This window comes from Massilia sp. UBA6681, from assembly GCF_002454935.1.
Classification (GTDB): domain Bacteria; phylum Pseudomonadota; class Gammaproteobacteria; order Burkholderiales; family Burkholderiaceae_D; genus Telluria; species Telluria varians.
This window is the reverse complement of record NZ_DKJX01000085.1, coordinates 34,620-56,955: the sequence shown is the minus strand read 5'-3', so window position 1 is coordinate 56,955 and position 22,336 is coordinate 34,620. Positions and strand designations below refer to the sequence as shown.

The 22,336-nt window shown below is 64.6% G+C and carries 23 protein-coding genes and 1 tRNA gene; 22 read left to right on the top strand and 2 right to left on the bottom strand.

The window, feature by feature from the left end:
• Positions 1 to 2: 2 nt before the first annotated feature.
• Positions 3 to 1,403 carry a M16 family metallopeptidase gene (locus tag B2R83_RS15145; RefSeq protein ID WP_292042884.1) on the bottom strand — a complete coding sequence of 467 codons (1,401 nt, stop codon included), beginning with the start codon at positions 1,401 to 1,403 and terminating at the stop codon, positions 3 to 5.
• Between the two features lie 317 nt (positions 1,404 to 1,720).
• Between B2R83_RS15145 and B2R83_RS15140 the strand changes: the two genes are divergently transcribed.
• Together B2R83_RS15140 and B2R83_RS15135 are read left to right on the top strand one after the other, a co-directional pair.
• The gene (locus tag B2R83_RS15140) at positions 1,721 to 2,506 is read left to right on the top strand and encodes a GIN domain-containing protein (protein ID WP_292042882.1); all 786 of its coding nucleotides are present in this window, start codon (positions 1,721 to 1,723) and stop codon (positions 2,504 to 2,506) included.
• Between the two features lie 92 nt (positions 2,507 to 2,598).
• Positions 2,599 to 3,210, top strand: coding sequence for a tetratricopeptide repeat protein (locus tag B2R83_RS15135; protein ID WP_036205779.1), 612 nt, complete (start codon positions 2,599 to 2,601; stop codon positions 3,208 to 3,210).
• 36 nt (positions 3,211 to 3,246) lie between these two features.
• Here the strand turns inward: B2R83_RS15135 and B2R83_RS15130 are convergent, their stop codons facing one another.
• Complete coding sequence (locus B2R83_RS15130) at positions 3,247 to 4,605, bottom strand: SGNH/GDSL hydrolase family protein (protein ID WP_292042879.1); 1,359 nt, start codon at positions 4,603 to 4,605, stop codon at positions 3,247 to 3,249.
• A gap of 269 nt (positions 4,606 to 4,874) precedes the next feature.
• Between B2R83_RS15130 and B2R83_RS15125 the strand changes: the two genes are divergently transcribed.
• The 20 genes from B2R83_RS15125 (at position 4,875) to nuoK (ending at position 22,329) form a co-directional block, all read left to right on the top strand.
• Positions 4,875 to 7,187, top strand: coding sequence for an FdhF/YdeP family oxidoreductase (locus B2R83_RS15125; RefSeq protein WP_292042878.1), 2,313 nt, complete (start codon positions 4,875 to 4,877; stop codon positions 7,185 to 7,187).
• Positions 7,184 to 8,023: a formate dehydrogenase accessory sulfurtransferase FdhD gene (fdhD, locus tag B2R83_RS15120; RefSeq protein ID WP_292042874.1), complete on the top strand. Its 840-nt coding sequence runs from the start codon at positions 7,184 to 7,186 to the stop codon at positions 8,021 to 8,023. The genes B2R83_RS15125 and fdhD overlap by 4 nt, the downstream gene beginning before the upstream one ends.
• A 57-nt stretch (positions 8,024 to 8,080) precedes the next feature.
• Positions 8,081 to 9,091 (top strand): MYG1 family protein, encoded by a 1,011-nt coding sequence (locus B2R83_RS15115; protein ID WP_292042872.1) that lies wholly within the window; start codon positions 8,081 to 8,083, stop codon positions 9,089 to 9,091.
• 61 nt (positions 9,092 to 9,152) lie between these two features.
• Positions 9,153 to 9,371, top strand: a complete 219-nt coding sequence (locus B2R83_RS15110; protein WP_152570790.1) for a hypothetical protein — start codon at positions 9,153 to 9,155, stop codon at positions 9,369 to 9,371.
• An 88-nt stretch (positions 9,372 to 9,459) separates the two neighbouring features.
• A complete protein-coding gene (locus tag B2R83_RS15105) occupies positions 9,460 to 9,930 on the top strand; it encodes a hypothetical protein (RefSeq protein ID WP_292042865.1) in 471 nt (156 codons plus the stop codon).
• Between the two features lie 69 nt (positions 9,931 to 9,999).
• Positions 10,000 to 10,980 carry an NAD(P)H-quinone oxidoreductase gene (locus tag B2R83_RS15100; protein ID WP_292042863.1) on the top strand — a complete coding sequence of 327 codons (981 nt, stop codon included), beginning with the start codon at positions 10,000 to 10,002 and terminating at the stop codon, positions 10,978 to 10,980.
• A gap of 108 nt (positions 10,981 to 11,088) precedes the next feature.
• Positions 11,089 to 11,838, top strand: coding sequence for a triose-phosphate isomerase (gene tpiA / locus B2R83_RS15095; protein WP_292042860.1), 750 nt, complete (start codon positions 11,089 to 11,091; stop codon positions 11,836 to 11,838).
• A 93-nt stretch (positions 11,839 to 11,931) separates the two neighbouring features.
• Positions 11,932 to 12,414 carry a preprotein translocase subunit SecG gene (secG, locus tag B2R83_RS15090; protein ID WP_292042857.1) on the top strand — a complete coding sequence of 161 codons (483 nt, stop codon included), beginning with the start codon at positions 11,932 to 11,934 and terminating at the stop codon, positions 12,412 to 12,414.
• A 223-nt stretch (positions 12,415 to 12,637) separates the two neighbouring features.
• Positions 12,638 to 12,722, top strand: a tRNA-Leu gene (locus B2R83_RS15085).
• A gap of 182 nt (positions 12,723 to 12,904) precedes the next feature.
• A complete protein-coding gene (locus B2R83_RS15080; RefSeq protein WP_027863883.1) occupies positions 12,905 to 13,264 on the top strand; it encodes an NADH-quinone oxidoreductase subunit A in 360 nt (119 codons plus the stop codon).
• A 3-nt stretch (positions 13,265 to 13,267) separates the two neighbouring features.
• Positions 13,268 to 13,744, top strand: a complete 477-nt coding sequence (locus B2R83_RS15075) for a NuoB/complex I 20 kDa subunit family protein (RefSeq protein ID WP_020654624.1) — start codon at positions 13,268 to 13,270, stop codon at positions 13,742 to 13,744.
• 15 nt (positions 13,745 to 13,759) lie between these two features.
• On the top strand, positions 13,760 to 14,356 hold the full coding sequence (locus tag B2R83_RS15070) for an NADH-quinone oxidoreductase subunit C (RefSeq protein WP_292042845.1): 597 nt from the start codon (positions 13,760 to 13,762) through the stop codon (positions 14,354 to 14,356).
• Positions 14,356 to 15,609 carry an NADH-quinone oxidoreductase subunit D gene (locus B2R83_RS15065; RefSeq protein WP_036205797.1) on the top strand — a complete coding sequence of 418 codons (1,254 nt, stop codon included), beginning with the start codon at positions 14,356 to 14,358 and terminating at the stop codon, positions 15,607 to 15,609. Before B2R83_RS15070 ends, B2R83_RS15065 begins: the two co-directional genes overlap by 1 nt.
• A gap of 17 nt (positions 15,610 to 15,626) precedes the next feature.
• Positions 15,627 to 16,103 (top strand): NADH-quinone oxidoreductase subunit NuoE, encoded by a 477-nt coding sequence (nuoE, locus tag B2R83_RS15060; RefSeq protein ID WP_036205799.1) that lies wholly within the window; start codon positions 15,627 to 15,629, stop codon positions 16,101 to 16,103.
• Positions 16,100 to 17,395, top strand: a complete 1,296-nt coding sequence (gene nuoF / locus B2R83_RS15055) for an NADH-quinone oxidoreductase subunit NuoF (protein ID WP_036205801.1) — start codon at positions 16,100 to 16,102, stop codon at positions 17,393 to 17,395. Before nuoE ends, nuoF begins: the two co-directional genes overlap by 4 nt.
• 21 nt (positions 17,396 to 17,416) lie before the next feature.
• Positions 17,417 to 19,747 (top strand): NADH-quinone oxidoreductase subunit NuoG, encoded by a 2,331-nt coding sequence (nuoG, locus tag B2R83_RS15050; protein WP_292042838.1) that lies wholly within the window; start codon positions 17,417 to 17,419, stop codon positions 19,745 to 19,747.
• Positions 19,747 to 20,835, top strand: coding sequence for an NADH-quinone oxidoreductase subunit NuoH (gene nuoH, locus B2R83_RS15045; protein ID WP_036205805.1), 1,089 nt, complete (start codon positions 19,747 to 19,749; stop codon positions 20,833 to 20,835). Before nuoG ends, nuoH begins: the two co-directional genes overlap by 1 nt.
• Before the next feature lie 14 nt (positions 20,836 to 20,849).
• Positions 20,850 to 21,338, top strand: coding sequence for an NADH-quinone oxidoreductase subunit NuoI (nuoI, locus tag B2R83_RS15040; protein WP_027863876.1), 489 nt, complete (start codon positions 20,850 to 20,852; stop codon positions 21,336 to 21,338).
• 17 nt (positions 21,339 to 21,355) lie between these two features.
• Positions 21,356 to 22,024 (top strand): NADH-quinone oxidoreductase subunit J, encoded by a 669-nt coding sequence (locus B2R83_RS15035; RefSeq protein WP_036205808.1) that lies wholly within the window; start codon positions 21,356 to 21,358, stop codon positions 22,022 to 22,024.
• Positions 22,021 to 22,329 carry an NADH-quinone oxidoreductase subunit NuoK gene (nuoK, locus tag B2R83_RS15030; protein WP_027863874.1) on the top strand — a complete coding sequence of 103 codons (309 nt, stop codon included), beginning with the start codon at positions 22,021 to 22,023 and terminating at the stop codon, positions 22,327 to 22,329. The genes B2R83_RS15035 and nuoK overlap by 4 nt, the downstream gene beginning before the upstream one ends.
• Positions 22,330 to 22,336: the final 7 nt, after the last annotated feature.

The following is a 22,336-nucleotide window of genomic DNA, read 5'->3' as shown; positions in this document are numbered from 1 at the left end:
CCTTATTTGTTTGCGCCGGCGGCCGGTGCGGCTGCGGCAGCGGGGGTGGCTGGGGCGGCGAGCATCGCGGCCGGCTTGCGGTCGATGACGGTACGGTTGGTCGGCACCATGTAGGTGCGCACCGCGCGCTGGATGTCTTCCGACGTCACGCCTTCGATCAGGCCCGGGACCTTGTTGACCACGTTGGCGTCGCCCCACATCACCTGCATCTTGGCCATCATGTCGGCGCGGTTGATGAAGCTTTCCAGCTGGTTGTTCCAGTTGGCCAGCATGCGGGTCTTGACGCGCCCCAGCGTCGCGTCGTCCACTCCGTTCTGCGCGACCTTGGCGAGTTCCTCGTCGATGGCCTTGAGCATGGCGTCGGCGCTGCTGTTCGGCTTGTACAGGGCGAACACGGTCAGGAGGGTCGGGCCGTCGTATTCGAAGGGACCGGTCAGGCCGAACAGGGAATCGACGTTGAGCGCGATCTCGCGGCCCTTCACCAGGCCCTGGTAGAACAGCGAGGCGTCGCCGCCGGCCAGCAGTTCGCCCAGCACGGCCATCGCGGCCTGGTCGCGGTGGCCGCGCGGCGGCATCTTCCAGGCTGCGGCGATCGCCGGCACCTGGGCCAGGGCGTCGCTCTGCACCAGGCGTTTTTCCTGGGTGTTGAGGCCTTCGCTGAAGTCGGTCGGCTTCGGGGTGGGGCGGGCCGGGATCTTGCCGAAGTATTTCTCGGCCAGCGCGAAGCCCTGGGCCGGGGTAATGTCGCCGGCGATCGCGATCACGGCGTTGTTCGGGCCGTAGTAGTCGCGGTGGAAGGCGCGCACGTCGTCGAGGCTGGCGTTCTCGAGGTCTTCGAAGCTGCCGTAGCCGTCATGGTTGTTCTCCCACTTCTGGAAGGCGTGCTGGCCGATGTCGATCCACATGAAGCCGCCGTAAGGCTGGTTCTTCACGTTCACGCGGATCTCTTCCTTCACCACGTCCTGCTGGTTCTTCAGCGTGGCCGGGTTGAAGTCGAGCGTCTTCATGCGGTCCGCTTCCAGCCACAGGATCGGCTCGAGCGCCGAGCGCGGCGCGGTCTCGATGTAGTTGGTGTAGTCGGCGCGGGTCGAGCCGTTGTTGCGGCCGCCGCCGGCGGTGATGGTGGTGTCGAACACGCCCTTCTTGGCGTTCGGCGTGCCCTGGAACATCAGGTGTTCGAACAGGTGGGCGAAACCGGTGCGGTTCTTCGGCTCCAGGCGCATGCCCACTTTGTAGACGACCGACACGCCCACGGTGGGCGAGCTGCGGTCTTCGGTGACGATGACCGTCAGGCCGTTGTCGAGCTTCTTGACGGCGATCGGCAGGGTCCACTGGTCCGCGGAGGCGGCGAACGCCGACAGCGAGAACGTGAGCCCGGCCAGCAATACTGGTAATTGGCGCATGCGCATTGGTTGACCTCGAAAAAGTACGGAAAGGAACTGTACTGACGGCGGGGCCGTCATGCGCTGCATCTTAGCTCAATGGCATGCCAATAAGTAATCTTTTTATCGGGAAGCCCGGCCTCATGTCCACCTTGCGCCACAGTCCAGCCATCGGTGCATACGCCGCTCCAGGGTGCCATTTTTGCAGTTCATCGCAGATTGGTGGGCGATGGCGACCCGAACGGATATAGTTGCAACATGATAATTTTGAGCTGTTGCACACTGGTTCACCCACAAGGCGGCCCACGGACAACACGAACATGTATTCGGAGAATGGTATGAATCAGCTTTCCAAGGCCGGCTTCGCTGTCGCCGCACTGTGTACCTGGCTGTTGACCTGCATGGGCATGGCCAGGGCGGCGCCGGACGTGGCGACCGAGACGCGCCAGGTCGATGCGCGCGTGGTGCGGGTCAAGCTCGACGGGGTGGTGGACCTGAAGATCCGCCAGGGCAGCACGCCGCTGCTGGTCTTGAGCGGCGACCCGCGCCTGCTCGGCAAGACCACCACGCTGCAAAGCGGCGACACCATCAGCATCGGCACCGAGACCAAGGGCGTCAGCATCAACCTCGGCCGCAGCATGGGCCTGCATGCCGAGCTGACGCTGCCAAACCTGCGTGAAGTCAGTTCCGAAAGCGTTGGAGGCACGGCCATTACCGGTTTCTCGGGTGACGAGCTCGAGCTCAACCTCGATGGGGCCGGCTCAATGAATGTATCATGTAACTACAAGGTGATGACCGCCAACCTGGGCGGTGTCGGCAGCATGAAGATACATAGCATCAACAGCGAGAGCGTCGAGCTGAACCTCAGCGGCGCCGGCTACGTGACCCTGTCGGGCCGCAGCCGCATGCTGAAGGCCGAGCTGGGCGGACTGGGCGGCCTGGACGCCCAGGCATTCTCGGCCGAGAACGTGACCCTCGAGCTGTCGGGCCTGGGCAACGCGACCGTGACCGCCAAGGACAGCGCCAACCTGACGCTGTCGGGCCTTGGCTCGGTGACGGTGCACGGCAAGCCGCAGAACCGCAAAGTGAGCGTCGACGGCCTGGGCAAGGTCAACTGGAAATAAGCAGGACCAGAACAAGAACAACGACACGAACCAACATTGAGTCCATCACGAGGACCAAGGGTACGCAGAGACCCTGATTCCATGGTCGAGACATGAAAAAACTATTGATAGCGATCGCATTCGTGCTGGGCCTGCAGGCCAGTGCGCATGCGGGCTTCGCGGAAGGGGCCAGCGCGTATAACGCGCGCAACTACGCGCTGGCACTGAAAGAGATCGTCCCGCTCGCCAAGGCCGGCCATGCGGATGCCCAGCATTTGCTGGGCCTGATGTATTACATGGGCCGCGGCGTCGCGCGCGACTACAAGCAGGCTTTCGCCTGGCACTACAAGGCGGCCCAGCAGGGCAAGGCCGACGCCCAGTACGTGGTCGGCGCCATGTACTACACCGGCAACGCCGTGCCGCAGGACCAGCGCCATGCCGTGGGCTGGTTCCGCAAGGCGGCCGAGCAGGGCCATGCCGAGGCCCAGCACGCGCTCGGGCTGATGTACCGCTACCACCAGGCAGGCATGCCGCAAGACAAGGTGCTGGCCTATATGCTGTGGAACCTGGCGGCAGCCGGCGGCAACCATAATGCGGTCGAGCAGCGCGCGGCCATCTCGCGCCAGATGACGCAGGAGCAGATCGAGGAGGCGCAGGCGATGTCGCGCACCTGGCGGCCGGGCCGGCCGCTGCCGACGAGTTCGCGCACGGGGAACAATTCCTGATCAAACACCGCCGGCCTCGACCGGCGGTTTTTTACATCACTTGGCGATGACCGGCGCCTTCGCGGCGCTACGGAACAAGCTCAGCGGCACCGCATTGCCCATCGCCTGGTAGCCCAGGTCGTTCGGATGCAGGTGGTCGCCGCTGTCGTAGGCCGGCAGGAAGCGGCTCGGCCGCGCCGGATCGCGCGTGACGCGGTCGAAGTCGATCACGGCGTCGAACTCGTCGTTATTGCGGATCCAGTTGTTCACCGCCTGCCGCACGACTTCCTTCTCGGGCGAGTAATAGGCCGCGCCTTCGAAGGGCGTGAGGGTGGCGCCGATCACGCTGATGCCCTTGGCATGCGCGCGCTGGATCAGCTGGCGGTAGGCGGCGATCAGGTCCTCGGCCGTCACCGGGCTGGTGGCCGAACTGTTGCCGATGTCGTTGATGCCGATCAGGACCACCAGGTAGCGCACGCCCGCGGTGGCCAGCACGTCGCGGTCGAAGCGCTCCTGCGCGCTGCGCCCGGCCAGGGTGTTCGGCGAATTGCCCAGCAGGCGGTTGCCGCTGATGCCGCGGTTGACCACGCCGAAGCGCGCGTTGATGCCGAGGACCGGGTCGCGCTCGGTCTGCAGGCGGCGCGCCAGCCAGTCGGGCCAGCGGTTGTTGGTGTCGGGCGTGCTGCGGGTGCCGTCGGTGATCGAGTCGCCCAGGGTGACGATGGTGGGGCCGCTGGTGTCGACATCGACCTCGGTCAGGAAGGGCCAGACCTGGATCGTGCGCTGCACCGGCAGGGTGGCGGCGGCCGTGAAGTTGCCGGGCAGCGACACGTAGTTGGTCTGCAGGGCCAGCTGGTGCACGGTGGTCGCCTGTACCGTGCCGGGCAGGTAGAGGCTCACCGCCAGGCTTGATAACGGCGGCACGTTCAGCTCCACCGGATCGGAGAGCGCCGGTGCGCCGGGCGGGATGGTGACAAAGCTGCGTCCGCCGAAGGTGAGCGCGCGGTCGGTGCCGGCGGCGACGTCCGAGCCCCCGGCGCGCAGGCCGATGCGGGCGGCGCCGATCGTCAAAGGTGTCGCCCCCAGCTCGTTGGACAGCCGGATGCGCACGCGGTTGCCGCCGGTGCTGGTGTTGACGATCAGGCGCAGGGTCTGGTCGGTGAAGGTCTGCACGCTGGGGTCGGGCGGTAGGCCGACCGGCGGCGGACCGGCCGGGGCCGTGCCCCAGGTGCCGGTCCAGTTTTCCGTGGTCCAGGGCTGGGCGGCGCCCGGCTGCGGCAGGGCGATCGCCGCGGCCAGCATGGCGCTGCCCAGCAGCAGGCGCCGGCGCGGCGGATTCATGCCTGCGGTGGAGAGGGCGATGCCGTTCTTGAAGCGCCGGGCGGCATCGAAAAGAAGGGGAAGGAAGCGTTTCATGGTCGGCTCCTTGGAGGGTGCCATGCGATATGCATGAGCTCGTCTGACCACTGTAGCGAGCCCGGGGAGCGTGGACAAGAAGGCAAGAATCGCGAAGCTTGCGCGAAGTCGAAGGTGAGAAAGATTGAAATTCCTGCAAGAACTTACCGATTGTCGGAAGCAAGCTTGTCTCGCAGCTGACCCGTCCATGTGGCGCCATTGTGGGAAGGCGCACCGAACGACGCCGAAAAACGGACTAGCGTTGACGGCTCTATCTGGGAGGAGCGGCCATGAGCAAGCGTGCGGGAAATGTTAAGATCGGCAAGGCGACCATGCCGGCGGGTGGCTGGGGATCCCTGGCCAAGGTATCCACGGCTCTGCTGGGCCAGCGGGTGCCCATCAAGGACAGCCGCCTGCTGCTCAAGCAGAACAAGCCGGACGGCTTCGCCTGTGTGAGCTGTGCCTGGGCCAAGCCGGCCAATCCGCACCCTTTCGAATTTTGCGAGAGCGGCGCCAAGGCCACCGCCTGGGAAACGACCAGCAAGACGATCGGCGCCGATTTCTTCGATCGCCACACCGTCACCGAACTGGAAGCCTGGGACGACCACACGCTGGAAGACCAGGGCCGCCTGACCGTGCCGTTGCGCTACGACCCCGGCACCGACAAATACCGCGAGATCGGTTGGGACAAGGCCTTCGCCGAAATCGGCGCCGCGCTGCGCTCTCTGGATGGCGAACAGCGCGAGCAGGTGGTGTTCTATGCCTCCGGCCGCGCCTCGCTGGAAACCTCCTACATGTACCAGCTGCTGGCGCGCATGTACGGCAATAACAACCTGCCGGACAGCTCCAACATGTGCCACGAGAGTACCTCGGTCGGATTACAGAAAACCCTCGGCGTGCCGGTCGGCACCGTGGTGCTGCAGGACTTCGAGCAGACCGATTGCATCTTCTTCTTCGGCCAGAACGTCGGCACCAACAGTCCGCGCATGCTGCACCAGCTGCGCGAAGCGCGCATGCGCGGGGTGCCGATCATCACCTTCAATCCCTTGCGCGAGCGCGGCCTGGTCAGCTTCACCAACCCGCAATCCCCGGTGGAGATGCTGACCGGGCACGAAACGCCGATCAGCACGCAGTACCTGCAAGTCAAGCCCGGCGGCGACACCGCCGCGATCATGGGCCTGTGCAAGGCGATCTTCGCGTTCGATGACGCGGCGCTGGCCGCCGGCGAACAGCGCATCCTCGACCTCGCCTTCATCCAGGAACACACCCATGGCTTCGAGGACTTCGAAGCCGCGGTGCGCGCTTGCGACTGGCCGGCGATCGAACGCGAGTCGGGCCTGGCGCGTGCCGCGCTCGAACTGGCTGCCGACGTGTACTGCAAGTCATCGGCCGTGATGGCCATCTACGGCATGGGCCTGACCCAGCACCGCGAAGGCGTGCAGAACGTGACCATGGTCGTCAACCTGCTGCTCCTGCGCGGGAACATCGGCAAGCCGGGCGCCGGCGTGTGCCCGGTGCGCGGTCATTCCAACGTGCAGGGCCAGCGCACCGTCGGCATTACCGAGAAGCCGGAGCTGGCGCCGCTCGACAAGCTGAAGGAGCAGTATGGCTTCGAGCCGCCGCGCAAGACCGGCATGAACACGGTGGAAGCCTGCGAGGCGATCCTGGCGGGCAAGCTGCAGGCATTCATTGGCCTAGGCGGCAATTTCGTCCGGGCGGTGCCGGAACGCACCCTCATGGAAGCGGCCTGGGGCGAGCTGCCGCTGACGGTGCAGATCGCCACCAAGCTCAATCGCAACCACGTCATCCACGGCAAGGCTTCCTACATCCTGCCCTGCCTGGGCCGGATCGAGATCGACCGCCAGCGCGGGGGAGAGCAGGATGTCACGATCGAGGACAGCACCGGCTGCATGCACGGCTCGCGCGGCAGGGCCGAGCCGGTGGCGGCGACGCTGCTGTCGGAGCCGGCCATCGTGGCCGGCATCGCCAAGGCCACGCTGGACCCAAATCCGCGCGTCGACTGGGACCGCTGGGTGGCCGACTACGGATTGGTGCGCGAGGCCATCGCCGAGACCTATCCCGACATCTTCCACGACTTCAATGCGCGCATGTGGACACCGGGCGGCTTCCGGCGTCCCCTGGGCGCGGCGCACCGGGTCTGGAAAACCGACACGGGCAAGGCCGCGTTCACCGCGCCGTCGGCGCTGGAAGGCAATCCCGACCTCGAGGGCGGCCCCGGCAAGCTGCGCCTGTTCACGGTGCGCAGCGACGGCCAGTTCAACACGACGATCTACAACTACGACGACCACTTCCGCGGCGTGGAGGGCAGCCGCATGGTGCTGTTCATGGCGCGCGCCGACATGGCGAAGCACGCGCTGGCGGAAGGGGAACTGGTGGGCCTGCGCACCGCGGCGGACGATGGCGTCGAACGCCGCGTCGGCGGGCTGGCGGTGGTGCCCTACGACGTGCCCGAGGGCTGCATCGCCGGCTACTACCCCGAGCTCAATGCCCTGATCCCCTTGTGGCACCACGCCAAGGAAAGCAAGGTGCCGGCGGCCAAGGCGATCGATGTGATCCTCGAGCGCGGCGGGAGGCCATCGTGAACGCGGGCGAAGGCTTCTTCGCGCCGCAAGGTGCCTCCTGGCTGCCGGCCGGGCGCTGGCGCGACGGGCACCTGGAAAGCGCGACCGAGCTGGTGGCGGACGAGGTGCCGGTGGCACTCAGCTACAACGGCATCAGCCATGCGGTGATGCTGGCCTCGCCCCGGGACCTGGAAGATTTCGCGCTCGGCTTTTCGCTGGGCGAGCGCATCGTGCGCGACGCGCGCGACATCCACGACATCGAGGTGGAAGAGGCGCCGCACGGCATCGCCATCGAGATGCGCATCGCGGCCGGCGCCATGATGCGGCTGAAGCAGACGCGCCGCGCCCGCACCGGGAAAACAGGCTGCGGCCTGTGCGGTGTCGAAAGCCTGGACTGCTTCGACGACGAAGCCTTCGCCGACCTGCGAGGCAGCACCCAGGTGAGCTTCGCACCCGACGCCCTGCACCGCGCGATGGCGGCGATGGCGGCGCGCCAGGACCTGCACCATGCGACCGGCGCCGTGCACGCGGCCGGCTGGGCCGATCGCAGCGGTGAGCTGTCGTGCGTGCGCGAAGACATCGGCCGCCACAATGCGCTCGACAAGCTGGTCGGCGCGCTGGCGCGCGCCAGGGCCGATACGGGAAGCGGCTTCGCGGTGGTGACCAGCCGCGCCAGCTTCGAGATGGTGCAGAAGGCCGCGCGCGCGGGCTTTGGGCTGCTGGCCGCGGTCTCGGCGCCGACCGCGCTGGCGGTGCAGGTGGCCGAGCGGGCAGGGCTGACGCTGGCCGGTTTCGTGCGGGGAGGGCGCCATGTGCTGTACAGCCATCCGCAACGGCTCGCGCCGGAAGCGGTGTGAAGCCGCCGGGGTGAACCCTGTATGATGCGCTCCTGATTTTCAAGTATTGGAGCGACAATGGTCATCGTGACCCACAACGGCAAGTTCCATGCGGACGACGCATGGGCGGTGGCCGTCCTGCACATCCTGTTTCCTGACGCCGACATCGTCAGGACGCGCGAGCCCGCCATCATCGAGGCCGCCGATTTCGTGGTCGACGTCGGCGGCATCTGGGATCCGGCTGCGGGCCGCTTCGACCATCACCAGAAGGGCTTCGACGGCGCCCGCACGAGCGGCGTGCCTTATGCCAGCGCCGGCCTGGTCTGGCGCGAGTACGGCGCGCGCTGCGTCGCCCATCTGGCCATGCAGCACACCGGCTACGGGCTCGATGAGGACACGGCGCAGCAGATGGCCTATGCCATCGATGCCGACATCGTCCAGTACCTCGACCTGTCGGACGTGGGCGCGGCCAAGAACGCGCCGGGCGGTTACGGCATGTCGGCCGTGGTGTCCGGCTTCAACCCGAACTGGATGGACGAGCAGCGCCTGGGCTACGGCGAGCGGGCCGATGCCTACCGCCTGGCCCAGTTCCGCAAGGCGATGGACTTCCTCACCGAGGTGATCGTCAATTCGGTCAAGTACCGTGTCGGCGCCATCCTGGCGCTGGCCCAGGTGCGCCAGGCGCAGGTGCTGGAGAATGGCCGCCTGCTGTTCCTGAAGAATGCCGCGCTGCCGTGGAGCTCGGTGGTGCGCAAGGAAATGCCGAAGGTGCTCTTCGTGCTCAGCCACAGCCTGTCGGAAGACCGCTACATGCTGCATACCGTGCCGGCCACGACCGACACCTTCGATGCCCGCGCCGACCTGCCGGAAAGCTGGGCCGGCCTGCGCGACGCCGACCTGGCGGCGGTGACCGGCGTGCCCGATGCGAAGTTCTGCCACAACGGGCGCTTCATTGCCGCGGCAAAATCCTACGAGGGCGCGTATGCGATGGCGCTGCAGGCGCTGCAGGCCGTGGACGCCGGCCTGAGTCCGCTGTTCGTGCCGCGCGAATTGCCATCACCATCGCCATCGGCATCGCCATTGAGTTAGGTAGGGAACGGTCAGTCCCGGCCTGAAACTTTATCTTGGTCCCATGGCCAAGATTGTTTCGATGAAAAAGCTTTACGCGATGCAGCGTATGTCGGCCGCGCTGAACCGGGCCTCGGCAGCGCGGCCTTTCGGACCGGAAACGGACCGGGCGCTGCGCTGGGCCGCGGCCTGGGGCATGTGCGCCGGGATCCGCACCCCGCATACCCGCGTGCGCCTGCGGCGCGATACCCTGGTGGGTGTCAGCGTCATGCAGGAGCCGGAGCGGCGCACGCGCGCCTGAGTTCGTAACTGTGCTAATCTGACTCCCTGGCCCTTCCATCTTGGTCGATCTGCCGCGTGATGCCAGGCATCCGGCGATCGATAGGGGCATGGGCATGATTGCCAGACGCAAGTTCAATCACATCACCGCAGGGCTTCTCTCCAAGTTTCTCACCCGCTACAACGACATCGACGGCTACTGGGCCCTCGGTGTGATGTATACGGAAACGCGTGCTTCCGGCAGCCGGGTCGAGATCGATACGCTTCACGGCGTGGCACAGCCGGATCTCCCTGCATGCACCAGCGTGGCGCAGGCCTGGGTGCCGAACCTGCGCGAAGCGCTTGGCCGGCATGGCATTGCGCCGGACGCGCTGACGGCAGTGACGCTGTCCCTCGAATTCGGACTGGCGCCGATGCCGAAACTTCCCAGTTACCCCTCCGACCACAAGTACGGCGCCGACTTCCGGGCTAGCCTGCGCCTGCAGTCCCGCGATGGCCGCGTGTTCGTCCGCCAGGATCGCGGCTACTGTACGCCGCACGAAGAATTCCGGGGTACGCGCAGCACGCGACGCGCCGGGTGACGCGAGGCGAGGCGCGCAGCTTTTCCCCGGCTCCCTTACAATTGTGGTTTTTTCAACACGGGAGTTCCCATGCGCGCCATCGAAATCACGCAGCCCGGCAAGCCGGACGTCCTGCAACTGTGCGAGCGGCCTGTGCCGGTCTTGAGGGCCGGCGAGGTGTTGATCAAGGTGCACGCGGCGGGCATCAACCGTCCCGACGTGCTGCAGCGGCTCGGTAAATATCCGGTGCCGCCGGGCGCCTCCGATCTGCCGGGCCTGGAAGTGGCCGGCGAGATCGTCGACGGCGACTACGCGGCCGCCGGTTTTGCCAAGGGCGACATGGTCTGTGCGCTGGTGCAGGGCGGCGGCTATGCCGAATATTGCACCGCGCCCGCCGAGCAATGCCTGCCGGTCCCGAAAGGCCTGAGCCTCTTGGAAGCGGCGTCGCTGCCAGAGACTTTTTTTACCGTTTGGTCAAATGTGTTCGACCGCGCGCGACTGGCGCCGGGTGAGTCGCTGCTGGTGCAGGGCGGCAGCTCGGGCATCGGCGTCACCGCGATCCAGCTGGCCGCGGCCCTGGGGCACCGCGTGTTCGCCACCGCAGGCTCAAGCGAGAAATGCCGCGCCTGCGAGCAGCTCGGCGCCGAACGCGGCATCAATTACCGGAGCGAAGACTTTGCCTCCGTAGTGAAAGAGCTGACGGGCGGGAAGGGCGTCGACGTGATCCTCGACATGGTCGCCGGCGACTACATCCCGCGCGAGATCGATTGCCTGGCCGACGACGGCCGCATTGCCCTGATCGCGTTGCTGGGCGGCGCCAAGGCCGAGATCGACCTGGGCCAGGTGCTGCGCCGCCGCCTCTCGATCAGCGGCTCCACGCTGCGCCCGCGTCCGGTCGCCTTCAAGGCCGCGATCGCGCGCAGCTTGCGCGAGCGCGTGTGGCCGCTGTTCGAACAGGGCAAACTCAAGCCGGTCATTTACAAGACCTTCCGGCTGGCCCAGGCGGCCGAGGCACACGCTTTGATGGAGTCGAGCACGCACGTGGGCAAGATCGTCCTCGAAGTGATCTAAGAGATTGAATCAAAAAGGGAAGAGGCGTTCGAAGAATGGCTCAGCCATTGTTTGACCGCCACATATTCGACCGCTAGAATAGCGGGTTAAATTAAAAGATGGGGTTCTATGCGTCCCAAGCTCGTCGTAGGTAACTGGAAAATGAACGGCAGCCGCGCTGCCAATGCCGCGCTCCTGACCGGCATCCTCGAAGGTCTCGGCAATGCCAAGGCCCAGGTCGCGGTCTGTGTGCCGGCGCCTTACCTGTTCCAGTGCGAAGAAATTCTCAAGGATTCCCCGATCGCCTGGGGTGCGCAGGACGTGTCCTGCCATCCGGTCGGGGCCTATACCGGCGAAGTGTGCATGTCGATGCTGCAGGATTTCGGCAGCCGATACGTGATTGTCGGCCACTCGGAGCGTCGCGCCTATCACGGCGAGACGGACGAGCTGGTGGCGAAAAAGACCAAGGCTGCGCTGGAAGCCGGCCTGACCCCGATCGTCTGCATCGGCGAAACCCTGGAGCAGCGCGAAGCGGGGCAGACCATGGACGTGGTCAATGCTCAGCTGGAAGCCGTGCTGGAAGCGGTCGGCGCCGATGCTGTCGACAAGTTCGTGCTGGCCTACGAGCCGGTGTGGGCGATCGGCACCGGCAAGACTGCCACCCCGGAAATGGCCCAGGAAGTCCACGCAGCCGTGCGCGAAAAACTGCGCGCTTGCAACGCCGACGCCGCGCAACGCACGCTGGTGCTGTACGGCGGCAGCATGAAGCCGGATAATGCTGCGGACCTGATGGCGCAGCCGGACATCGACGGCGGGCTGATCGGTGGTGCGGCGCTGAAAGCGCAAGACTTCCTCGGCATCATTCGCTCAGCGAATTGAGAGATTCACAGTTTCAAAAGAAGTAAAAGCTTTAGAGATAAAGCATTCACAAAGCAGTCAATCGACGTCGTTTAACTTGGAAATGGAATTGCAATGAACACCGTGTTCAATCTGATTATTGTTGTGCAGGTTATTTCTGCCCTGGCCATCATCGGCCTGGTGCTGGTCCAGCACGGCAAGGGCGCCGACATGGGCGCGGCCTTCGGCTCGGGCGCCTCGGGCAGCCTGTTCGGTGCCTCGGGCTCGTCGAACTTCCTGTCGAAGTCGACCGCCGTCGCGGCCGCCGTGTTCTTCGCATCGACCCTGGCGCTGGCCTGGCACAGCAATGGCAGCACCGCCGCCGGCACCGATGGCGGCGTGATGGAGCGCGTCACCGTGCCTTCCTCGCAGGCGCCGGCCACCGGCATTCCGAGCGACGTCCCGGGCGCAGGCCCGAACGCGGGCCCGACCACCGCCGTTCCGGCCAACGACATCCCGCAGACCCCGGGCGTTGCCGTTCCTGCGGCGCCGGGCGAAGCCGCTCCGGCCCCGGCCGCAGCTGCGCCTGCCGCACCTGCACCGGCTCCGACCAAGTAATCCGGATACGGGCCGCACGCCCGTTTCAGATTAGGAGTAGAATGCGCCTCGCTATCGGGCAGGGACGCATTGTTGTAAAGGATGGGTAGCCCTCTATGCTGCCAACCCTGCCGTAAGATGGCTAGCATCAAAAGAAATGTTGAGTAATTGCGTAATTTCCTTGTGATAGCGCAATTTGTGCATTGAAAAGTAGTGCTAAAGCAGGGTAAAATACTGGTCTCCAGCCGACGTGGTGAAATTGGTAGACACGCTATCTTGAGGGGGTAGTGGCGCAAGCTGTGCGAGTTCGAGTCTCGCCGTCGGCACCAATATACGAAAGAGCCAGCAAGGGCGCATGAGCGATCGCTCTCCTGCCTGAGCTGGCTTTTTCACGAGGATCAGTTGTACGGTCCTGGTGGCATTCAACGGAGTTCCCCTCCGGCCAGGTTCGCGCGACTCGGCGCTGCAGCCCTGCAGTGTTTCATTAACCGATCGTTCAAATAGGCTTCACGTGAACCTCGAAAATTATCTCCCCGTTCTTCTCTTTATCCTGGTTGGCATCGGCGTCGGTGTCGCTCCGCAGGTGCTCGGCCGCATCCTTGGTCCGCACCGTCCCGACGCAGCCAAGCTGTCCCCGTATGAATGCGGCTTCGAAGCCTTCGAAGATGCGCGCATGAAGTTCGACGTTCGCTACTACCTGGTGGCGATCCTGTTTATTTTGTTTGATCTGGAAACGGCATTCTTCTTCCCATGGGGCGTCTCGATGCGCGAACTGGGCTGGACCGGTTTCATCACGATGATGGTGTTCATCGCCGAATTCATCGTGGGCTTCTGGTACATCTGGAAGAAAGGTGCCCTTGATTGGGAATAAGCCATGGCAATTGAAGGCGTATTAAACGAAGGTTTCATTACCACCACAGCCGACAAGCTGATCAACTGGGCCCGCACGGGATCGATGTTCCCGATGACGTTTGGCCTGGCATGCTGCGCGGTCGAGATGATGCATGTGGGCGCTGCCCGCTACGATCTCGACCGTTTTGGCATTGTGTTCCGCCCGTCGCCGCGCCAGTCCGACGTGATGATCGTCGCCGGCACGCTGTGCAACAAGATGGCTCCCGCCCTGCGCAAGGTGTACGACCAGATGGCCGAACCGCGCTGGGTGATCTCGATGGGGTCCTGCGCCAACGGCGGCGGCTACTACCACTACTCGTACTCGGTGGTGCGCGGCTGCGACCGCATCGTGCCGGTCGACGTGTACGTGCCGGGTTGCCCGCCGACCGCGGAAGCACTGCTGTACGGCATCATGCAGCTGCAAAACAAGATCAAGCGCACCAACACCATCGCGCGCTAAGAACAGCGAAACACCATGACGACGAAACTCGAAACCCTTGAACTCGCCCTGAAAAATGCACTGGGCGAGGGCGCTGCCATCAAGCAGGCGCTGGGCGAAGTGACTGTGGTGGTCAAGGCCGCCGACTACATCAAGACGATGAAGGCGCTGCGCGACGACCCGGCGCTCCGCTTCGAACAAATGATCGACCTGTGCGGCGTCGACTATTCCCAGTACGGCGAAGGCACCTGGGACGGTCCGCGCTTCGCGGTGGTCGTCCACCTGCTGTCGGTTTCCAACAACTGGCGCGTGCGCGTGCGCACCTTCTGCGCGGACGACGACATGCCGATGGTCGAGTCGATCACGCCGATCTGGCGCGCCGCCAACTGGTTCGAGCGCGAAGCCTTCGACCTGTTCGGCATCCTGTTCGACGGCCACGGCGACCTGCGCCGGATCCTGACCGACTACGGCTTCATCGGCCACCCGTTCCGCAAGGACTTCCCGATCACGGGCTACGTCGAAATGCGCTACGACCCTGAACAGAAACGCGTGATCTACCAACCGGTGACGATCGAGCCGCGCGAGAACATCCCGCGCGTGATCCGTGAAGAAACCTACGGGACATCGAAATAATGGCTGAGCTTAAGAATTACACCCTGAACTTTGGTCCGCAGCACCCGGCAGCGCACGGCGTGCTGCGCCTCGTGCTGGAGCTGGACGGCGAAGTGATCCAGCGCGCCGACCCGCATATCGGCCTGCTGCACCGCGGCACCGAGAAGCTGGCCGAGACCCGCACCTACCTGCAGTCGGTCCCGTACATGGACCGCCTGGACTACGTGTCGATGATGTGCAACGAGCACGGCTACGTGCTGGCAGTGGAAAAGCTGCTGGGCGTCGAAGCGCCGATCCGCGCGCAGTACATCCGCACGATGTTCGACGAGATCACCCGTATCCTGAACCACCTGATGTGGCTGGGCGCGCACGCGCTCGACATCGGCGCCATGGGTCCCTTCCTGTACGCCTTCCGTGACCGCGAAGACCTGTTCGACGTGTACGAGGCGGTCTCGGGCGCGCGCATGCACGCGGCCTACTACCGTCCGGGCGGCGTGTACCGCGACCTGCCGGACCGCATGCCGCAGCACCGCGAATCGCCGATCCGCTCGAAGAAGGCGATCGACGAGCTGAACCGCGACCGCCAGGGTTCGGTACTCGACTTCATCGAAGCCTTCACCAAGCGCTTCGACGGCTATGTCGACGAATACGAAACCCTGCTGACCGACAACCGTATCTGGAAGCAGCGTACCGTCGGCATCGGCGTGGTCTCGCCGGAAGACGCACTGGCCATGGGCTTTACCGGCCCGATGCTGCGCGGCTCGGGCATCGCCTGGGACCTGCGCAAGAAGCAGCCCTACGCGGCCTACGACAAGGTCGAGTTCGACATCCCGGTCGGCACCAACGGCGACTCCTACGACCGCTACCTGGTGCGCATCGAGGAAATGCGCCAGGCGAACCGCATCATCAAGCAGTGCATCGCCTGGCTGCGCGTGAACCAGGGTCCGGTCATGATCGACAACCACAAGATCGTGCCGCCGAACCGCATGGACATGAAGTCCAACATGGAATCGCTGATCCACCACTTCAAGCTGTTCACCGAAGGCTTCCACGTGCCGGAAGGCGAGGCGTTTGCGGCGATCGAGCACCCGAAGGGCGAGTTCGGCATCTACATCGTGTCGGACGGCGCCAACAAGCCGTACCGCCTGAAGATCCGCACCCCGGACTACGTCCACCTGCAGAGCCTCGACGAGATGTCGCGCGGCCACATGATCGCCGACGCCGTGGCCATCATCGGCACCCAGGACATCGTGTTCGGCAGTATCGACCGCTAAGAGGGTAGGAAAGAATTATGTTATCGCAGGAAACCTACAAGAAAATCGATCGCGAGCTGGCCAAGTACCCAGCCGATCAACGCCAGTCGGCCGTGATGGCCTCGCTGGCCCACGCCCAGGTCGAACTGGGCTGGCTGTCGCCGGAAACCATGCAGGAAATCGCCGACTACATCCGCATGCCGGCCATCGCCGTGCAGGAAGTCGCGACCTTCTACAACATGTACAACCTGAAGCCGGTCGGCAAGGCCAAGATCACGGTCTGCACCAACCTGCCGTGCGCCCTGTCGGGCGGCGAGCGCGCCGGCCAGCGCATCAAGGACGCGCTCGGCATCGACTACCGCGAAACCACCGCCGACGGCAAGTTCACGCTGCTGGAAGGCGAGTGCATGGGCGCCTGCGGCGACGCACCGGTGATGCTGGTGAATAACCACCGCATGTGCTCGTTCATGAGCGACGAGAAGATCGACGCCCTGCTTGAGGAACTGAACAAATGACCAGCCTGCACGACCGTCACATCAATCCGCTGATCCTCAAGGATCTGAACGGCGAAAACTGGCATCTGGAAGACTACGTCAAGCGCGGCGGCTATTCGGCCCTGCGCAAGATCCTCGAAGGCGGCGTCACCCAGGAACAGGTCATCGCCGACCTGAAGGCATCGGGCCTGCGCGGCCGCGGCGGCGCCGGTTTCCCGACTGGCCTGAAGTGGAGCTTCATGCCGCGCCAGTTCCCTGGCCAGAAATACCTCGTCTGCAATACCGACGAAGGCGAGCCGGGTACCTTCAAGGACCGCGACATCATCCGCTACAACCCGCACGCGCTGATCGAAGGCATGGCCATCGGCGCCTACGCGATGGGCATCACCGTGGGCTACAACTACATCCACGGCGAGATCTTCCAGGAATACCTGCGCTTCGAGGAAGCGCTGGAAGAGGCGCGCGCCGCCGGCTTCCTGGGCGATAACATCATGGGCTCGAACTTCTCGTTCCAGCTGCATGCCCACCACGGCTACGGCGCCTACATCTGCGGCGAAGAAACCGCGCTGCTCGAGTCGCTCGAAGGCAAGAAGGGCCAGCCGCGCTTCAAGCCGCCGTTCCCGGCCTCGTTCGGCCTGTACGGCAAGCCGACCACGATCAACAACACCGAGACCTTCGCTGCGGTTCCGTTCCTGCTGAACATGGGCCCGGAAAACTACATGGCCCTCGGCAAGCCGAACAACGGCGGCACCAAGATCTTCTCGATCTCGGGCGACGTCGAGCGTCCGGGCAACTACGAGGTTCCGCTGGGCACCCCGTTCGCCAAGCTGATGGAGCTGGCCGGCGGCATGCGCGGCGGCAAGAAGATCAAGGCGGTCATCCCGGGCGGTTCGTCGGCGCCGGTGATCCGCGGCGAGGTCATGATGGATACCGACCTCGACTACGATTCGATCGCCAAGGCCGGCTCGATGCTGGGTTCGGGCGCCGTGATCGTCATGGACGAGACCCGCTGCATGGTGAAGTCGCTGCTGCGCCTCTCGTACTTCTACTACGAAGAATCCTGCGGCCAGTGCACCCCGTGCCGTGAAGGCACCGGCTGGATGTACCGCATGGTCCACCGCATCGAGAACGGCAAGGGTCGTCCGGAAGACATGGACCTGCTGAACAACATCGCGGGCAACATCAAGGGCCGCACCATCTGCGCGCTGGGCGACGCCGCCGCGATGCCGGTGGAAGCGATGATCAAGAACTTCCGCGAGGAATTCGAATATCACATCGAGCACAAGCACTGCCTCGTGCCCGCATACCTTTAAACCAGGTCAGGTAACGATCAAATGGTTGAAATTGAATTAGACGGCAAAAAAGTCGAAGTCGCACCAGGTTCCATGGTGATGGACGCCGCAAACAAACTCGGGACCTACATCCCGCACTTCTGCTATCACAAGAAATTGTCGATCGCAGCGAACTGCCGCATGTGCCTGGTCGAAGTCGAGAAGGCGCCCAAGCCCTTGCCGGCCTGCGCCACCCCGGTCTCGCCGGGCATGATCGTGCGCACCCACAGCGACAAGGCAGTGCAGGCACAGAAGTCGGTGATGGAGTTCCTCCTCATTAACCACCCGCTGGATTGCCCGATCTGCGACCAGGGCGGCGAATGCCAGCTGCAGGATCTGGCCGTCGGCTACGGCAAGAGCAACTCGCGCTACGAAGAAGAGAAGCGCGTGGTGGCCCCGAAAGAGGCCGGCCCGCTGATCTCGATGGAAGAGATGGCGCGCTGCATCCAGTGCACCCGCTGCGTGCGCTTCGGCCAGGAAGTGGCCGGCGTAATGGAATTCGGCATGGTCGGCCGCGGCGAGCACTCGGAGATCACCACCTTCGTCGGCAAGACCGTGGACTCGGAAGTCTCGGGCAACATGATCGACCTGTGCCCGGTCGGCGCCCTGACCAGCAAGCCGTTCCGCTACTCGGCCCGTCCGTGGGAACTGCAGCGCCGCAAGTCGATCGCACCGCACGACTCGCTCGGCTCGAACCTGATCGTCCAGGTCAAGGGCGGCAAGGTCATGCGCGTGCTGCCGCTGGAGAACGAAGCCATCAACGAATGCTGGCTGTCGGACAAGGACCGCTTCTCCTACGAGGCGCTGGACAATGCCGACCGTTTGACCCAACCGATGATCAAGCAGGGTGGCGTGTGGCAGGAAACCGACTGGCAGACCGCGCTGGAATACGTGGCCCACGGCCTGCGTAACATCCGCCACGAGCATGGCGCCGACAGCATCGCCGCCGTCGCGACTCCGCACTCGACCCTGGAAGAACTGTACCTGCTGAACAAGATGACCCGCGGCATTGGCTCGGACAACATCGAGTTCCGCCTGCGCCAGACCGATTTCGCCCTGGACGGCCAGGTCACCCCATGGCTGGGCATGCCGATCGCGAACTTCTCGCAGCTGAAGCGCGCCTTCATCATCGGCTCCAACCTGCGCAAGGACCATCCGCTGGTCGCGACCCGCCTGCGTACCGCCACCAAGGGCGGCGCCAAGCTGTCGCTGCTGGGCGCGAGCGACGACGACCTGTTGATGCCGGTGGCGAACAAGATGGTTGCCGCACCGAGCGACTGGCTGGCCGCGCTGTCGGAAGTCGTCGTTGCCGTGGCCCTGGCCAAGGACGTCGCCGCCCCGGCCGGCTTCGGGAATGTCGAACCGAGCGAAGGCGGCAAGGCCATCGCCGCGACCCTGGTCGGCGTCGATACCCCGGGCGCCGTCCTGCTGGGTAACGCTGCTTCCTACCACCCGCAAGCCTCGAAGATCCACGCCGCCGCGCAGTGGATCGCCGAGCAGACCGGCTGCTCCTTCGGCTACCTGGTCGACGCCGCCAACACCGTCGGCGGCCACATCGTCGGCGCGACGGGCAAGGGCGAAGCCGTCTTCGCATCGCCGAAGAAGGCCTACGTGCTGCTGAACGCGGAACCGGAACTGGATGCGGCCAACCCGCAGCAGGCTAGGGCCGCCCTCGACGGCGCCGAAATGGTCGTCGCCATGTCGGCCTTCAAGCACGGCATGGACTTCGCCGACGTGCTGCTGCCGATCTCGCCGTTCAGCGAGACCGCCGGCACCTTCGTCAACTGCGAAGGCCGCGCACAGAGCTTCAACGGCACCGTCAAGCCGCTGGGCGAGACCCGTCCCGCCTGGAAAGTGCTGCGCGTGCTGGGCAACCTGCTGGGCCTGTCGGGCTTCGACTACGAGACCTCGGAATCGATCCGCGACGAAGCCATCGGCAAGGGCGTCACCGACCTGTCCGCCAAGCTGAACAACGTCGCGCGCCTGGCGCCGGCCGCTGGTTCGTATGCCCCGGCCGGCCAGATCGAGCGCGTCGCCGACGTCGGCATCTACTTCACCGACGCGCTGGCGCGCCGTTCGGAACCGCTGCAGCGCACCGCCGACGCGAATGCGCCGCTGGTGACCCTGTCCAAGGCCGTGGCCGAGCAGATCGGCGTGAACGCCGGCGACTCGGTGCGCGTGTCGCAGGGTTCGGGCAGCGCCGTGCTGGTCGCCAACGTGGACGCACGCCTGCCGTCGAACGCAGTGCGCGTGGCCGCCGGCCACCCGGCCGTCGCTACGCTCGGCGCGATGTTCGGTTCGATCAATGTTGAGAAAGCAGGAGAGGGCAAATAATGGCAACGCCCGGTTTTATCGATACGCTGAACGCCGGCGGAGCTGACCTGCTCGGCCCGGTCTGGCCGCTGGTCTGGAACCTGATCAAGATCCTGTGCGTGCTCCTGCCGCTGATGGGCCTGGTCGCCTACGCGACGCTGTGGGAACGCCGCCTGATCGGCTGGATCCACATCCGCCAGGGCCCGAACCGCGTCGGCCCAGGTGGCCTGCTGCAGCCGATCGCCGATGCGGTCAAGCTGCTGCTCAAGGAAATCGTCATCCCGACCAAGGCCAACCGCAGCCTGTTCGTGATCGGCCCGATCATGACCATCATGCCGGCGCTGGCCGCCTGGGCGGTGGTGCCCTTCGGTCCGCAAGCCGCGCTGGCCAACGTCAACGCCGGCCTGCTGTTCCTGATGGCGATCACCTCGATGGAAGTCTACGGCATCATCATCGCGGGCTGGGCTTCGAACTCGAAGTACTCGTTCCTGGGTGCGATGCGCGCCTCGGCACAGATGATCTCCTATGAAATCCCGATCGGCTTCGTGCTGGTCGTGGTGCTGATGGTGACCGGCAGCCTGAACATGACGGACATCGTCATCAGCCAGCAGATGGGCAGCTTCGCCGACATGGGCCTGAACTTCCTGTCGTGGAACTGGCTGCCGCTGCTGCCGCTGTTCGTGATCTATTTCGTGTCCGGCCTGGCCGAGTGCAACCGCCACCCGTTCGACGTGGTGGAAGGGGAGTCGGAGATCGTCGCCGGTCACATGGTCGAGTACTCGGGCATGTCCTATGCGATGTTCATGCTGGCCGAATATTCGAACATGATCCTGATCTCGACCCTGGCAGCGATCCTGTTCCTGGGCGGCTGGTCGGCACCGTTCGGTTTCCTGGAATTCGGCGCCATCGGCGGCTTCTTCTGGCTGTTCCTGAAGATGTTCATGCTGGTATCGACCATGGTCTGGGTCCGCGGCACCTTCCCGCGCTACCGCTATGACCAGATCATGCGCCTGGGCTGGAAAGTGTTCATCCCGCTGACCCTGCTCTGGCTGGTGGTGGTCGCGATCTGGATGCACTCGCCGTGGAACATCTGGATGCCTGTGAAGTAAGGAATCAAACGAAAATGAATCGGATTAAAGAAATTGTCGGCAGCCTGATGCTGTCCGAGCTCTTCAAGGGCCTGGCCCTGACCGGCAAGTACGCGCTGTCGCGCAAGATCACGGTCCAGTACCCGGAAGAGAAGACGCCGATGTCGAACCGCTTCCGCGGCCTGCACGCCCTGCGCCGCTACCCCAACGGGGAAGAGCGCTGCATCGCGTGCAAGCTGTGCGAGGCAGTGTGCCCGGCGATGGCGATCACGATCGAATCGGCGCAGCGCGAGGACGGCACCCGCCGCACCACGCGCTACGACATCGACCTGACCAAGTGCATCTTCTGCGGTTTCTGCGAAGAGTCCTGCCCGGTCGACTCGATCGTGGAAACCCACGTGCTGGAATACCACGGCGAGAAGCGCGGCGATCTCTACTACACCAAAGAGATGCTGCTGGCCGTCGGTGACCGCTACGAAAACGACATCGCCGCCGCCCGCGAAGCGGACGCGAAGTACCGATAAGAAGAGGCTGTCAATTCATGGAATTCACCACTTTCCTGTTCTACGCGTTCGCGGCCATCACGGTGCTGGCCGCACTGCGCGTCATCACCACCAAGAACCCGGTCCACGCCGCGCTGTTCCTGGTGCTGGCCTTCTTCAACGTGGCCGGCATCTGGCTGCTGCTGAAGGCCGAGTTCCTGGCCATCGTGCTGGTGCTGGTCTACGTCGGCGCCGTGATGGTGCTGTTCCTCTTCGTCGTGATGATGCTCGACATTAATATCGACCGCATGCGAGAGGGCTTCTGGGGTTACCTGCCGCTGGCGTCGGGTATCGGCGCCCTGATCGTGCTCGAGATGGCTGCCGTGCTGTACCGTTCGTACAGCCAGACCGACCTGTCGGCCGAGGCTGCCGCCCTGAACATCGGCGGCACCAAGGAACTGGGCCTCCTGATCTACACCAAGTACATCTACGGCTTCGAGATCGCCGCCGTGATCCTGCTGGTGGCGATCATCGCCGCAGTCGCCCTGACCCTGCGCAAGCGCAAGGACACCAAAGCAATCGACCCGGGCGCCGCCGTCCGCGTCAAGCGTAACGACCGCCTGCGCATCGTCAAGATGGATGCGGTCAACCAGCGCGCCATCGATGCAGCCGCCGCGGAAAAAGCAGCGGCAGCAGCGGCAGCAGCTGCACCGAAGGAGGCACCATGACTTTGTCGCTCGCACATTACCTGATCCTGGGCGCGATCCTGTTCGCGATCTCGGTGATCGGCATCTTCCTGAACCGGAAGAACATCATCATCCTGCTGATGGCCGTCGAACTGATGCTGCTGGCGGTGAACCTGAACTTCGTCGCGTTCTCGCATTACCTCGGAGACGCGGCGGGGCAGATCTTCGTGTTCTTCATTCTGACCGTCGCGGCCGCCGAATCGGCAATCGGCCTGGCGATCCTGGTGGTCCTGTTCCGTAACCTGGACACGATCAATGTGGAAGACCTCGACAGCCTGAAGGGCTGATGGTCTC